Genomic DNA, 13,364 nt, shown 5'->3' on the forward strand with positions numbered 1-13,364 from the left:
TTTAAAAAATCTGACTCATCTATTTACTTATACCCAGCCTCTAAATTTAGCCGCTTCCGCTGTACGGCGGACTCCAATCATATAAGCAGCCAAGCGCATATCAATATTTCTGGATTGGGCGGTATCGTATACCGTGTTAAAAGCTTTCACTAATTTCTCTTTTAATCGCTCATTTACTTCTTCTTCTGTCCAATAATATCCTTGGTTATTTTGCGTCCATTCAAAATAAGAAACCGTTACGCCGCCGGCGCTGGCCAGCACGTCCGGAACAAGAAGGACGCCGCGATTCGTTAAAATTTTTGTCGCCTCCATCGTCGTAGGTCCGTTAGCCGCTTCTACCACAATGGATGCCTTAATATTATGTGCATTTTCTGAGGTAATTTGATTTTCTACTGCTGCCGGCACTAAAATGTCACATTCCAATTCCAGAAGCTCTTTATTCGTGATTGTATTTTCAAATAATGTTGTGACGGTGCCAAAACTGTCACGGCGATCCAGCAAGTAATCGATATCAAGGCCATCCGGATCATACAGAGCCCCGTAAGCGTCTGAAATTCCGACAATTTTAGCTCCTTCATCATACAAGAATTTGGCCAAGAAGCTTCCCGCATTGCCAAAACCTTGGATAATGACTTTCGCTCCTTTTATATCAATGCCTCGCTTCTTCGCCGCTTCTTTAATGCAAATGGTCACACCTTGAGCGGTGGCTTTTTCCCGTCCTTGCGATCCCCCTAATACAAGAGGTTTGCCTGTAATAAAACCAGGGGAATCAAATTCGCGCAGTCGGCTGTATTCATCCATCATCCAGGCCATAATTTGAGAATTTGTGTACACATCAGGCGCCGGAATGTCTTTTGTCGGTCCTACCAATTGGCTGATCGCTCGGACATAGCCGCGGCTTAATCGTTCGATTTCTCCCATCGACATCTGTCTCGGATCGCAGACAATCCCGCCTTTTCCGCCGCCATATGGAAGATTCACGATGCCTGATTTGATCGTCATCCACATAGATAGCGCTTTCACTTCATCTTCAGTGACATCCGGATGAAAGCGAACTCCTCCTTTTGTCGGGCCGGTTGCATCGTTATGCTGTGCTCGGTAGCCGGTAAATACTTTTGTGGTTCCATCATCCATGCGGACCGGTATCCGAACCGTCAGCATACGCATTGGTTCTTTCAACAGTTCATACATTTCTTCATTATATCCCAATCGGACAAGAGCCTCTTTGATTACACTTTGAGTAGAAGTAAATAGATTTAAATTTTCCGTCATAAATTTCGCCTCTTTACACCTTTTTCATCTTTACTATTATAATAACATTTTGATGATTCGTTCAACCGCCCTTTGAAAAGTTCTTTTCATTACGGATCAGAAACATCAAGACGAATAACGGTTTTATCATGTTTTTTCAAAAAAAATTTCCCATCCTTTCCAGTCATTCCATTACTTTCAGAGATTTCGTTCGACGTCTTTTATCTCTCATTTATTATTGTAATCATTGCGAAATTCAAAATTCTCTATAAAAAAGCATGATTAACGAATTCTTCCGCTGATGGCGACAAAACCATTTTTTCACTCAAAACGCTTCCGACACTGTTTTGGCTTGCATATGAAGAAGCAAATAATCCGGCCCTCCCGCTTTTGAATCAGTACCTGACAAATTAAATCCCCCAAAAGGCTGGTATCCTACGATCGCGCCTGTACACCCTCTGTTGAAATATAAGTTCCCTACATGAAAATCTTCGCGCGCTTTTTCCAAGTTTCGTCGATCATTGGAAATAACGGCCCCGGTTAATCCATATTCCGTATTATTCGCAATTTCCAGCGCATGTTCAAAATTTTTCGCCTTCGCAAACGCAACAACCGGACCAAAAATTTCTTCCTGCATAATCCGAGCATCCGGTTCCACGTCCGCTATAATGGTCGGCTCTATATAATATCCTGTTGAATCGTCTCCTGTGCCCCCAAGAATGATGTTTCCTTCTGTTTTGCCGATTTCGATATATCTCATAATTTTTTGAAAAGAAGAGGGATCAATAACCGGCCCCATTTTGGTTTCAAAACAAGCGGGGTCGCCGATTTTCCATGTTTTCGCCAAGTTGGCTGCCCGATGAAGAACTTCGTCATATACCTCTTCCAATACAACAGCCCGTGAACAGGCAGAACATTTTTGCCCGGAAAAACCAAAAGCGGAAGCGACGATGGATTGAGCAGCCAACTCCAAATCGGCTTCCTTATCCACCACGATCGTATCCTTTCCACCCATTTCTGCTATGACTCGTTTTAGCCAAATTTGGTCGGTTTGTTTCTTTGCCGCTCTTTCATAAATTCGAAGTCCAACATCACGAGAACCGGTAAATGAAATAAACCTCGTTTTCGGATGATCGACTAAAAAATCGCCTATTTCCGAACCGCTTCCCGGAACAAATTGAAGCACACCGTCAGGCAAACCGGCTTCTTTCAACACTTCCACCAATTTTGCCGCCACCACAGGCGTTGTGGAAGCCGGTTTCAACAATACTGTATTTCCTGTTACAAGTGCAGCAACCGTCGTTCCCGCGGTTATGGCCAACGGAAAGTTCCACGGAGAGATCACCACTCCCACTCCGAGCGGTATATAATGATATCGATTGCGTTCTCCTTCTCTGCTTAGGACAGGAGCGCCATCTTTTATTTTCAGCATTTGTCGTCCATAATACTCCATAAAGTCAATGGCTTCCGCCGTATCAGCATCCGCTTCTATCCACGATTTCCCGGCTTCTTTCACCATGAGAGCCGAGAATTCATGCTTCCGGCTGCGGATGATGGCCGCTGCTTTAAACAAAATGTCCGCACGCATTTCAGGTTTCGTTTTCCGCCAAGATTCAAACGCTTCTGCAGCTGCTTGAATCGCTTTTTCCGCCAATTCTTGATTGGCTTTGGAAACGAAGCCGATCACTTCTGTTTTGTTCGCAGGATTCCGGGAAATGATTTTCTCTTTCGTTGTGATGAATTTGCCATCGATCACAAGCGGATACTCTTGCCCCAAATGTTGATTTGTCCTCTTTAAAGCTTCTTGAAACGCTTCCCGATTATTCTCATTCATAAAATCTGTCAACGGTTCATGTTGATAAGCTATCATCTTTTTCCCTCCTGAACATGAAATTGGAATCAGCGGAACACGATAAAACAGGCAATCATCCATGAAGTTCAGATAAAAATCATCTTTTTGTTTGGAAATCAGCTTATTACATGATATCGAAAAAGGCTTTTTTTCATGCAAAAATAAAACCGAACGGCTTTGCCGTTCGATTTTATTTTTTTTGATACGTATTGCTTTTTTCGGATTGAGCAATCCATTCTTTCAGTTTCTCTTTTAAAGTATTAAATCCGGTGGAAGAATCGTCCAATTTAATATTTCCGTATCGTCGAGACATTTTCCGATCCGTTTTGGTGGATTCCATTTCACGCATGGAAAGGCTGATTTTTCCATCTTCTTCATCAATCGCAACAATTTTAGCTTGAACCTCGTCCCCAACTTTTAAATAGTCTTCAATGTTTCTGACATATCCATGTGTAATTTCCGAAATATGGATGAGTCCTTGCGTTTCCTCATCTAAGGCGACAAACGCCCCATATGGTTGAATCCCGGTGACTTTTCCGGTTACTATGGCACCAACTTCATATTTTGCAGACATGCAAACACTCCTATAAAATTTTTTCTCCTATTTACGCATTGATCAATTATAGCATAATCATACTTCCACCGCAAAAACGATTGTAAACTTCATCCATATTCAACTGAATACATATCGATCGTCTATAAGCATTCCATGTTTATGGCGGTCAAAACAATTACTTGCCTAATCATCATCAAGAGACGTCTTATTTATCCATCATCCAAAATTTTTAGGAAAAATAAGAATAAATTTTCACATCATTGGACATCCTTAAAATGCAGCAAAGCTTTCTAATAGTATTCCCCCTACCCTTATTATCAGGACGAGTGGATCGTCCTCTTTTTTTTTTGCCAAAAATGAAAGGCTGATTTCCCGTTAAAGGAATTCAGCCTTTGGATCGTATCTAAAGGGAAGCCAGAAAACGTTTCATTCTTTTAATCGCTTCTTGAAGCTGTTCGATCGATGAAGCATAAGAACAACGAATATATCCTTCTCCGCCTTTGCCGAATACATGTCCGGGAACAACGGCCACTTTTTCCGAAAGCAAAAGCTGTTCAGCGAATTGCTCCGATGAAAGCCCCGTTCCCTTGATAGACGGAAAAGCATAAAAAGCACCGCCCGGCATATGGCAATCCAATCCTAGTTCATTTAAAGATTCGACAAAGAAGTTTCGTCTTCTTCTATAATCGTTTTTCATTTCTTCCACATACTCCATTCCGTTTTGCAAAGCCTCAATCGCAGCATATTGCGCAGGAGTGGAAGCACACATCATGGTATATTGATGCACTTTCAACATCGCTTTGGAAATTTCTTTTGGAGCGCATGTAAATCCAAGTCTCCAGCCCGTCATGGCAAATCCCTTCGAAAATCCGTTTATTAATATCGTCCGCTCCTTCATCCCTTCCAAGCTTGCAAAAGAGGTATGCGGAATATCGTAAGCCAGCTCAGCATAGATTTCATCCGCAATCACCAATAAGTCATATTTTTTTACGATATCACAAATGGCGATCAAGTCTTCCCGTGCCAGCTGTGTTCCGGTCGGGTTATTCGGAGAACAGATCAACAACGCTTTCGTTTTAGGTGTAATGGCCCGTTCCAATTCTTCCGGCTGAAGTTTAAAATCATTTTGCGCCAATGTGCCTATGGAAACGACATTACCGCCGGCCAGCTGAACGAGGGGTCCGTAAGAAACGAAGCATGGCTCTACTACCGCGATTTCGTCTCCAGGGTCAATAATCGTTCGAAGGGCAATATCCAGCGCTTCGCTTCCCCCCGATGTCACGATAATTTCTTGTTCCGGATCATATTCTGCTTGAAACCGTTCTCGCATATAATCGGCAATCGCCCTTCTTAGTTCGATTAAACCTGCATTGGCCGTATAGGAAGTATATCCTCTTTCCAGCGAGGAGATGGCCGCTTCCCTAACGGACCAAGAGGTAACAAAATCCGGCTCTCCCACTCCTAGTGAAACGACGCCTTCCATATTGGCCGCCAGATCAAAAAACTTTCGAATCCCAGACGGAGGAATTTTATCCACTGATTTGGCTATATAGCTTTTCGTTGTATTCATGGTGACACCACAATTCTTCTATCATCATTGTTTTGGTCATAAATAATTCCGTCATGCTTATATTTTTTCAGTTGGAAATGTGTAGTAGTCGAAACGACCGAATCCAACGTGGACAGTTTTTCCGAAACAAAGCGGGAAATTTCATTCATCGAACGGCCTTCCACCGTCACGGACAAATCGTAAGCGCCGCTCATTAAATAAACGGATTTCACTTCTTTAAACCGATAAATGCGCTCAGCCACGGCATCGAAACCTACTCCCCGTTTTGGCGTGACTTTCACATCTATCATGGCGGTGACTCCATGATAGCTATCTACTTTCGACCAATTTACTAAAGTTGTATAATGGACGATAATATTTTCTTTTTCTAATTTTTGAATCACTTCTTGAACTTCCTCGACAGATAATTGTGTCATTTTTGCTATGTTCTCGAGAGTCGTTCTGGCATCCTTTTCCAGAATCGCCAATATCTCCAGTTCTTTCTCGTTGAGCTCCATGATTCTCCCCCATTTTTGAAATATTAAGACTACTTTATTATAACAAATTTAGGAGAAAATAAAGAAGAGAGTTCCATTTAATCAAGAAAAGTTTCTCACGGATTTCCATCAACTAGGGGGAACCAACATTGTTCAATCAAAAAGAAAGAGTTTCAATCAAAATAGACGATTCTTGCTTATATTACCGCTATATTCCAAATAGTGCAGCCAAATACACGCTTGTCTTTTTGCACGGCTTTCTTTCTTCCTCTTTTAGTTTTCGCAAACTGATTCCTTTATTAAAAACAGATTATGCACTTCTTTTGATTGACTGGCCGCCGTTTGGAAAAAGCAAAAAATCAAAGGCATTTCTTTACTCGTACGAAAATATTGCCGCCTCCATTCTCCGGCTGCTTCGTTCTTTCCAATTCGAATCCGTCGTGCTCGTGGGTCATTCCATGGGAGGACAGTTGATTTTGAATATGCTGAAACAAAAGCCGGATGCGGCGGAAAAAATGATACTCATCAATGGCTCTGCTTATATTCCGAGGTTCAAACAATCTCTGATTTTGGCCAGTTATCTGCCATTTGCCCATCGATTGGTAAAACGCTTGCTGGAAAAAACAGGGGTGGAGGGAAATTTGCGGTCAGCTGTCTATGAACATGAAAAAATTGATCAAGAAATGGTGGCAGGCTATATGGAACCATTTCTTTCTGAGGATATTTTCCACGAACTGATCCGATTTCTGCGCCATAGGGAAGGCGATCTTTCTTCCGTAGAAATTCAAAACATACAAACCCCTTCTCTTTTAATTCACGGGGAATTTGACAAGATCGTTCCTTTCCATATCGGCAAACGGTTAGCTCAAGATTTGCCGAACAGCCGTCTCGTTATGATCGAAAAAGCCGGACATCTTTTACCGGAAGAAAATCCGGAAGAGATCTGCCGGCACTTGAACGAATTTGTCAGCGTTGAAAAGGGAGATCGCACGAAGAATTTTCTTTGACGGCTAACAATGCGCTTGCTATGGGTTCAATTTCTTCACGCGGAAGAAGTTCTTCAAATGAAAGTTCAAAGATGGCACGAATTTTTCGCACAAGAGTTTCAAGGTTATCCGTTTCATGAACCGCTTGGATAATATCCGCCATTTCCGTATCATATTGACCTGCTCCAATGCGGAATGGATCCCAGCCCATTAAAATATCTGCCAGCTGCAGATTCGTTTTAGCGATTGGATTCAAGTTGCATCACCTTTTGTTTTACCATTTTTGCTTCTTATTTTACCATGGAGTAGAGAAATCAAAAACTAGGAGGAAATATGGAATGGTGCAATTTGACGAAATCATCGGCCGAAAAGGAACTTCCTCAGTAAAATGGGACCAAATCAAAACGATATTCGGAACCGAAGAAGCGTTGCCTATGTGGGTAGCAGACATGGACTTCCGCGCCCCGCAAGAAGTGATCGAGGCTCTGAAGAAAAAAATCGAACATGGCGTTTTTGGTTATACGACCATGCCGTACTCTGCCATCGAAGCTGTTTGCCAATGGATGGAGAAGCGTCATCATTTTCCCGTTCAAAGAGAATGGCTGCTTTTCAGCCCGGGCGTAGTTCCTTCCATCAGTTTAGCCATTCAAGCGTTGACGGAGGAAGGTGACGAAGTGCTAGTGCAGCCGCCCATTTACCCGCCGTTTTTCAACATGGTAAAAGCAAATAACCGCAAAGTGGCCTATTGCCCGCTTGTCTTAAAGGGCAATCAATACGAGATCAACTTTGATGCGTTTGAACAGTTGTTAAAAACTAGAAATATTCGATTGTTTTTGCTGTGCAGTCCACACAATCCCGGCGGAAGGGTATGGACAAAAGAAGAATTAACCAAAATAGCGGATCTCTGTCAAACTTATCAAGTATGGATCGTCTCTGACGAAATCCATAGTGATTTGACGGCACTCCCAAACAAACATATCCCCATCGCTTCCATAAAAGAAGAATACCGCGAATTTGTCATTACTTGCATCGCGCCAAGCAAGACTTTCAATTTAGCAGGACTTCAAGCTTCCTGTATCATTGTGCCAAACACAAAAATTCGGAATCAATTATCCCGCGTTCAAAAACGTCAAGGCTTTTTCCAGCTGAATATGATGGGAATGGCAGCGATGGAAGCTGCTTATCGTTACGGGGAAAAGTGGTTGGATGAAGCCATTTCCTATATTCGTGGAAACGTGGAGCTTGTGAAGCAGTTTATTGAAAAAGAAATTCCATCATTAAAAGTAATGGAACCGCAAGGCGGATATCTGATTTGGATTGATTGCCGAGAAACCGGCTTAACGGATCAAGAAATAAAAGAGCGGCTTTTATTCAAAGGAAAACTGGCTTTAGAGTCCGGCCCTAAATACGGACCAGGCGGAGAAGGGTTTGTCCGTATGAATGTCGGCTGCCCGCGCTCCTTAGTCGAGGAAGGTTTGAAGCGAATGAAAGCTGCGTTTTCGAAAGACTAATTCACTTCATGCAGCACGTTGCCGTAAATGGACGAAAGCGCCGGTCATCTGAACCGGCGCCCAATGGTTTGGATACATAAATTCGCCAATTTAAAATAATGAGCTTATTTCCTTAAATGGCGTCTCTGTTTATTAATTTGCTCTTCTAATTCCCTTGTTTTTTCCTCTTCTTTTTTGGAGATTTTTTTAATCAACAGGAAGGCGATCACTGCCAAAATAAAAAAAATGGTCATAGATATAGCCGCCGGAATATACTCCGATTTATCTTCCGGAAAATACAAAAACAAACCTAATATGAAAGCGATCAAAACAAAACAGCCCCCTTAATAGTAATGAGCTCCCTATTTCTCTTCACCATTCCAACTTCTATCCCCTTCGTCCATTCTCGATTCAAATACGAGAAAACAGCAGCCACATCAAACATTTTGTTCCCAAAATTCTGATTTCTTACATTCTACCTTTAAATCATCATGTTCGAAATCCATCGTTCCTCCGCCGGATTGAAGCATCCCGCGGAGGACTTTCATTTATTCGGCCACCAATATCGTTTCAATAATCACATCTTCCAAAGGACGATCTTGTTGATCTGTTTCCACGTTGGCGATTTCATCTACAACGTCCATTCCTTCCAACACTTGTCCAAAGACAGTGTGGCGGAAGTCAAGCCAAGGCGTTCCACCTTTCTCCATATAAACGTCAATAATTTCTTTCGGATACCCGGCTTTTTCCATTTGTTCCCGAAAACCAGGATCGATGTTTTGATTTTGGACAATAAAAAACTGGCTTCCATTTGTGTTTGGCCCCGCATTGGCCATCGAGAGCGCTCCTCGAATGTTAAACAAATTCGGCGAGAATTCATCTTCAAATGGCTTTCCGTAAATGCTCTCTCCACCTGTTCCATTTCCTTTCGGATCGCCGCCTTGAATCATAAAATCGCGAATCACACGATGAAAAATTAATCCGTTGTAATAGCCGTTTTTGCTGTGAGTAATAAAATTTTCCACGGTTTTCGGCGCGTATTCCGGAAACAGCTTGATTTTAATGCTGCCTTTATTGGTCTTCATTTCAACAACGATCTCATTTTCTGCTACTTGATTGGTTAATTGCGGAAATGTCATAAATTTTCTCCTTCCGTTTTATTATCTCTCTTACTTTACCTTATTGCGGATGAAATTTCCACATCGCAACTTCGGCTGGAGCTTCCCGACTAAAAAGTTCTTTTCCCGTTCCATTCTTTTTGTGTTATGTTTATGAAAAAGACTTTTCAGGAGGAACGAATCATGGATATAGGAGATGTGGTAACCGCCATTTACAAAACAGGAAAATATATCGGAAAAATTACGGACGAACGACCGGAACATTATACCGTGCAAATATTAGCGGTAGAAAAGCACCCGCTGCAAGGAGACCTTCATCATCCGAAACAAGGAAATGTAGGCTTTTTCCACGAACGCAAAGCGCTGGCTTTCAAAGAACAAGCCAATATTCCTAAAAAAATGGTGAAACCTTTTACCGGAAAAGTGCCGAATTACACGGAATCATTGGTGAAATCCTTTATCGTTTATAAACAGGAACTGGAACAAAACCCGGAAAATGAATATGCCCAAAAAAGCCTCCAATGTTTATCATCCATACAAAAAGAATACGAATTCATGTACTCGATTTCCTTCCCAAATTAATCATCCAGTACAAAAATTCGTATTTTCTCTACACATCAAACCTTCGCTTCTCCATGTTTGCCATCATGGAGACTGATGGATCTTTTCATTTGATTGATTAGGAGAGTTTTCACTCGTCGAAGGTTGATCGGCATTTGTTGTTTGGCTTTGATTGTTTTCTGATGTTTGCGTATGATCAGCAGTACCATTGTTGTTCCGGTCGTTGTTCTGATTGTTTTCCGTCGATTGATTGGTCGGCGCCACCGGTACTAATGGATTGCTTTTCCCTGAAGGATCCGGAGTCGAGATACTTGGCGGCGTTAGTTTTAACTTTTTGGCAATCGTTGAATCATAATAAACGGAAATCGTCATATTAACCGTTAAGGCATTCGCTTCATTCTCTGTGGAAACAGGTTCGTCATTTCCAGCAAATTGGATCGATTCCACTCGATTGACACGATCCATTTGCTCCAATTTTTTTAAAAACTGATAAATCTCAGGATACGTTGACGCTTGTACGACTAAATTGACTTTTTCTTGTTTTACCCCCGACGGCAATGAAGTTTTGGCCGTTTTTGATGGTTTCGTATCGTTATTTTGTGCAGTTGTACTCGTCGTTTCACCCGTATTGAAACTAGTCGCATTGGAGTTTGAGTTTGTTCCAGTCATTTGATCCGCCTGATTCGTACCATCACCGGCATCGGTTGATGAGTCAGAGTCTTCCGCAAGGGCGTATTGAATAATGGTACAGCCTGATGATGCTTCAGCCTTTTGCAAATCCAAAATAAATTGGTCGACAGAATCGTTCCAAGGAAGCGCTGCCTGCCATTGATAGACCTTTTTCAAATCGTCTGCTGATAATTGTTTTTCAGATTGAGATTGAACCTTTTCCGATGAATCATTGACATGAGCCATTTGCGAAGAAAGGGCAGCAATCTGTTTTTTGGCAGGGACGATTGCTTTCCAATAATAAAAAATGTCTAAAAAACAGAAAAGGATCACAAGAATTAACGGGATCAACATTTTCACTCGTTTGCTCATGCCTACTCATCCTTTTCTGTATCGATCTTTAATTTACTCGTTTCAAGCTGTAAAACATACTCCGCTTGATAGCGCGGCAACGTTGTTGGATCAATAGCGGTGTTGTCTGTTGCATTATCGGTTGTATAACCGTTCACGCTGCCGGTTGTATCATTTGTTTGAGGCGGAACGCCAAAACTCTTTAACGTCGCTTTCTTGATCCATGATATTTCATTGAGTCGTTTCAAATAATAAGCAATCTCGCTTTTTGTATCAAATTGAACGATCATATCCGCTTCTTGATCATCTGTCAGTGAAAATAGCAACAAATATCCTCTTTCCGGCAGCTTTTCCGTGAGTTCTTTCAATATTTTCGTCGTTTCAATGGGTTGATTTTGCGCCCATTTCACAGCCGTTTCGTATTGATGGAAGGACTCGACTTCAGGATTTTGATGGTTCGCTTTCATTTTCGCAGCTTGCAGCTTTGTGGCAAAATCCACTTTCTCTTGCAGCTCGGCTTCTTGTTTTTGCAATGAATGGCCATAGATGAGAAGAAAAACAAGCAAAAAAATAAAAAGAACGAGCAAGATAAAAAGGCCAATCAAGAGATAAGAAGGTTTTTTCTTTTTTTCAATGAAATTGATTTCTACTAACATATACTCACCTTCTGATGCTCATTCTGCAGGGTGGAGGGCTAGTCCAATACAGTCAGAAAAAGCAGGCGGAATATTGATATTTTCTTTATTTTGAAATAACGGCACAGTCAATGCATCATCGATCTCCATTTCAATTTGCTCTTGCAAAACTTCGGAAATGGTTTGTAAATAAGGATGGTCCCCCGCTACGACGATTTTATTCAATCGCTTTTCCCCTTGCATGATGGTGAATTCGTAAAAGTTTTGCAATCGGCTTATTTCCTGAACGATCGTGCGAATATATTCACCGAGCAAATCTTCAATTCCTTCCGGCATATAATATTCATAATCCATATGTGAGCGGTTGATATACGCTTCTCTATTTGCAGGCAAGTTTACATAGTGAACATAAATCGGCTGATGTTGTTCAAAAATCGATACTTGAATATACGAATAATGGATTTGCAGCAATAAAATACGGTCATCCGGACGAACCCGATTCAAATGGTAATACAGACGATACAACGATAAAAGCGATAAATCCATAACTCTCGGCTTTAATTTTAGTTTTTCCAATAAACCGACATACTGGTTCACAATCGCCTCCCGCGCTGCAATCATCAATGCTTCTCGGCCATTTTCACTCTCATCTTGCCATTCTACCGTTTCAATAATCGGATCTTCAAAAGGAAGCGGAATGGAATCATTGGCAGCCATATAAAGATATCCTTTCATTTCATCACTCGGAACATCTTCAGGAATGGCCACTTTCCGCAAAAAAGTATGCCCGTCCGGAAGGCAAAGAAAGGCAGGCAGCTTTTTGGCGCCATATTCTATGAGCTGTTCCTCGATCATACCAAGCAAGTAATCTTCATTCTCAATAAATCCGCCTGAAATGATTCCGTCCGGCAATGCTTTTTGATTGAATGAGAGAATGGTATTTTTTTTGTCACCAGTAAACGCAAATAATCATCCGTTATGATCATTTGTAATTTCTTTCGTTTGCCATATGTATAGGACTTCATTTCCTGATCTCCTTAACTCCACATGGTTCTTATGTAGAAATCTATCATATCTTGTCCATAAAAAAAGGCAAGAATGGCACCGGCAGCTATAAACGGGCCAAAAGGAACCGGTTTTCCTTTCTTAAATTTTCCTTTGAACAGGAAAATCAATCCGAATAACGATCCAAACAAGCAAGCCAGAAAAAATGACAATAGAGTCTTTTCTAATCCTAAAATCAACCCGATGACAAAGTACAGCTTAATATCTCCTCCGCCCATTGCCCCGTTTGTCACAACCGCGATGAGAAAAAGAAGTCCAAATCCAATCACGGCACCCGCCCATGAACTCCACCACGGTACGGTTGGCGAAAGGAGTCGAATGACGATAAAAAGAATCATAAACGGCAGCAAAATCTTATCAGGAATCACCATATAAGCTAAATCCGAAACGGTAATAACGACGAGCAAGGATGTAAACAAACAAGCCATCACCAGATTCATACTCCAGCCAAATTGATAAAAAGAAAAAGCAAAGAGCACACCCGTGACAGCTTCAAAAATAGGATAGATCCATGAAATTTTTCTTTTGCACGACCGGCATTTGCCTTTGAGAAAGAAAAAAGAAAACAAAGGAATATTTTCAAACCAACGCAGTTTATGATGGCAATAAGGACAATGTGAGCTTGGAAAAACGATCGATTCATGGTTTGGCACGCGAAGCCCCACAACATTAAAAAACGAACCGAACACAAGACCTATTACGGCAAAATAAACAGTCCAAAACGTATTCATTCTCGATCCTCTCATTCCTTGTGATAGCAAATACTCACTTAAGCGAAAAACGC

The 13,364-nt window shown here is 41.5% G+C and carries 15 protein-coding genes; 3 read left to right on the forward strand and 12 right to left on the reverse strand.

Annotation, left to right across the window (positions count from 1 at the left end; translation table 11 throughout):
- Positions 1-27 precede the first annotated feature (27 nt).
- The 5 genes from BSM4216_RS12480 to BSM4216_RS12500 all read right to left on the reverse strand — a co-directional run bounded on the left by BSM4216_RS12480 (position 28) and on the right by BSM4216_RS12500 (position 5,726).
- The gene (locus tag BSM4216_RS12480) at positions 28-1,272 is read right to left on the reverse strand and encodes a Glu/Leu/Phe/Val family dehydrogenase (protein ID WP_048623896.1); all 1,245 of its coding nucleotides are present in this window, start codon (positions 1,270-1,272) and stop codon (positions 28-30) included.
- A 304-nt stretch (positions 1,273-1,576) separates the two neighbouring features.
- Positions 1,577-3,121: an L-glutamate gamma-semialdehyde dehydrogenase gene (gene pruA, locus BSM4216_RS12485; RefSeq protein WP_048624520.1), complete on the reverse strand. Its 1,545-nt coding sequence runs from the start codon at positions 3,119-3,121 to the stop codon at positions 1,577-1,579.
- A 172-nt stretch (positions 3,122-3,293) separates the two neighbouring features.
- Positions 3,294-3,677, reverse strand: a complete 384-nt coding sequence (gene yugI, locus BSM4216_RS12490; protein WP_003354299.1) for a S1 domain-containing post-transcriptional regulator GSP13 — start codon at positions 3,675-3,677, stop codon at positions 3,294-3,296.
- Positions 3,678-4,062: 385 nt separating this feature from the next.
- On the reverse strand, positions 4,063-5,229 hold the full coding sequence (locus BSM4216_RS12495; protein WP_048623897.1) for an aminotransferase: 1,167 nt from the start codon (positions 5,227-5,229) through the stop codon (positions 4,063-4,065).
- Entirely contained in the window at positions 5,226-5,726 is a 501-nt protein-coding gene (locus tag BSM4216_RS12500; RefSeq protein ID WP_048623898.1) for an Lrp/AsnC family transcriptional regulator, read from the reverse strand. Before BSM4216_RS12500 ends, BSM4216_RS12495 begins: the two co-directional genes overlap by 4 nt.
- A gap of 128 nt (positions 5,727-5,854) precedes the next feature.
- Here BSM4216_RS12500 and BSM4216_RS12505 point away from each other — a divergent pair, with 128 nt between their 5' ends.
- Positions 5,855-6,712 (forward strand): alpha/beta fold hydrolase, encoded by an 858-nt coding sequence (locus tag BSM4216_RS12505; protein WP_048623899.1) that lies wholly within the window; start codon positions 5,855-5,857, stop codon positions 6,710-6,712.
- Here the strand turns inward: BSM4216_RS12505 and BSM4216_RS12510 are convergent.
- Entirely contained in the window at positions 6,672-6,947 is a 276-nt protein-coding gene (locus BSM4216_RS12510) for a DUF1871 family protein (protein WP_003354304.1), read from the reverse strand. The two genes, BSM4216_RS12505 and BSM4216_RS12510, sit on opposite strands and share 41 nt — an antisense overlap.
- 82 nt (positions 6,948-7,029) lie before the next feature.
- On the opposite strand from BSM4216_RS12510, the gene BSM4216_RS12515 reads away from it, so the two are divergent.
- Positions 7,030-8,202, forward strand: coding sequence for a MalY/PatB family protein (locus BSM4216_RS12515; protein ID WP_048623900.1), 1,173 nt, complete (start codon positions 7,030-7,032; stop codon positions 8,200-8,202).
- 104 nt (positions 8,203-8,306) lie between these two features.
- Here BSM4216_RS12515 and BSM4216_RS12520 read toward each other — a convergent pair whose 3' ends face one another.
- Together BSM4216_RS12520 and BSM4216_RS12525 are read right to left on the reverse strand one after the other, a co-directional pair.
- Positions 8,307-8,510 (reverse strand): hypothetical protein, encoded by a 204-nt coding sequence (locus tag BSM4216_RS12520; protein ID WP_003354307.1) that lies wholly within the window; start codon positions 8,508-8,510, stop codon positions 8,307-8,309.
- Positions 8,511-8,729: 219 nt separating this feature from the next.
- Positions 8,730-9,320 (reverse strand): peptidylprolyl isomerase, encoded by a 591-nt coding sequence (locus tag BSM4216_RS12525; protein WP_003354310.1) that lies wholly within the window; start codon positions 9,318-9,320, stop codon positions 8,730-8,732.
- 162 nt (positions 9,321-9,482) lie between these two features.
- Here BSM4216_RS12525 and kapB point away from each other — a divergent pair, with 162 nt between their 5' ends.
- Positions 9,483-9,881: a kinase-associated lipoprotein KapB gene (kapB, locus tag BSM4216_RS12530; RefSeq protein WP_061778466.1), complete on the forward strand. Its 399-nt coding sequence runs from the start codon at positions 9,483-9,485 to the stop codon at positions 9,879-9,881.
- 63 nt (positions 9,882-9,944) lie between these two features.
- On the opposite strand, the gene BSM4216_RS12535 is transcribed toward kapB, so the two are convergent.
- The 4 genes from BSM4216_RS12535 to BSM4216_RS12550 all read right to left on the reverse strand — a co-directional run bounded on the left by BSM4216_RS12535 (position 9,945) and on the right by BSM4216_RS12550 (position 13,311).
- Positions 9,945-10,901, reverse strand: coding sequence for a hypothetical protein (locus BSM4216_RS12535; RefSeq protein WP_048623902.1), 957 nt, complete (start codon positions 10,899-10,901; stop codon positions 9,945-9,947).
- A 2-nt stretch (positions 10,902-10,903) separates the two neighbouring features.
- On the reverse strand, positions 10,904-11,536 hold the full coding sequence (locus BSM4216_RS12540; protein ID WP_048623903.1) for a hypothetical protein: 633 nt from the start codon (positions 11,534-11,536) through the stop codon (positions 10,904-10,906).
- Between the two features lie 18 nt (positions 11,537-11,554).
- On the reverse strand, positions 11,555-12,451 hold the full coding sequence (gene pilM / locus BSM4216_RS12545; RefSeq protein ID WP_082142331.1) for a type IV pilus biogenesis protein PilM: 897 nt from the start codon (positions 12,449-12,451) through the stop codon (positions 11,555-11,557).
- Between the two features lie 101 nt (positions 12,452-12,552).
- On the reverse strand, positions 12,553-13,311 hold the full coding sequence (locus BSM4216_RS12550; RefSeq protein ID WP_048623905.1) for a prepilin peptidase: 759 nt from the start codon (positions 13,309-13,311) through the stop codon (positions 12,553-12,555).
- Between the last annotated feature and the right edge of the window lie 53 nt (positions 13,312-13,364).

Origin of the sequence: Bacillus smithii (assembly GCF_001050115.1) — a bacterium.
GTDB lineage: Bacteria > Bacillota > Bacilli > Bacillales > DSM-4216 > Bacillus_O > Bacillus_O smithii.

Excerpts from the sequence above, each read along its gene's own strand:
- BSM4216_RS12495 (WP_048623897.1), bottom strand. The coding sequence starts at position 5,229 with ATGAATACAACGAAAAGCTATATAGCCAAATCAGTGGATAAAATTCCT.
- BSM4216_RS12480 (WP_048623896.1), bottom strand. The coding sequence starts at position 1,272 with ATGACGGAAAATTTAAATCTATTTACTTCTACTCAAAGTGTAATCAAA.
- pruA (WP_048624520.1), bottom strand. The coding sequence starts at position 3,121 with ATGATAGCTTATCAACATGAACCGTTGACAGATTTTATGAATGAGAAT.
- BSM4216_RS12550 (WP_048623905.1), bottom strand. The coding sequence starts at position 13,311 with ATGAATACGTTTTGGACTGTTTATTTTGCCGTAATAGGTCTTGTGTTC.
- BSM4216_RS12500 (WP_048623898.1), bottom strand. The coding sequence starts at position 5,726 with ATGGAGCTCAACGAGAAAGAACTGGAGATATTGGCGATTCTGGAAAAG.
- BSM4216_RS12535 (WP_048623902.1), bottom strand. The coding sequence starts at position 10,901 with ATGAGCAAACGAGTGAAAATGTTGATCCCGTTAATTCTTGTGATCCTT.
- BSM4216_RS12515 (WP_048623900.1), top strand. The coding sequence starts at position 7,030 with ATGGTGCAATTTGACGAAATCATCGGCCGAAAAGGAACTTCCTCAGTA.
- BSM4216_RS12540 (WP_048623903.1), bottom strand. The coding sequence starts at position 11,536 with ATGTTAGTAGAAATCAATTTCATTGAAAAAAAGAAAAAACCTTCTTAT.
- yugI (WP_003354299.1), bottom strand. The coding sequence starts at position 3,677 with ATGTCTGCAAAATATGAAGTTGGTGCCATAGTAACCGGAAAAGTCACC.
- kapB (WP_061778466.1), top strand. The coding sequence starts at position 9,483 with ATGGATATAGGAGATGTGGTAACCGCCATTTACAAAACAGGAAAATAT.
- BSM4216_RS12525 (WP_003354310.1), bottom strand. The coding sequence starts at position 9,320 with ATGACATTTCCGCAATTAACCAATCAAGTAGCAGAAAATGAGATCGTT.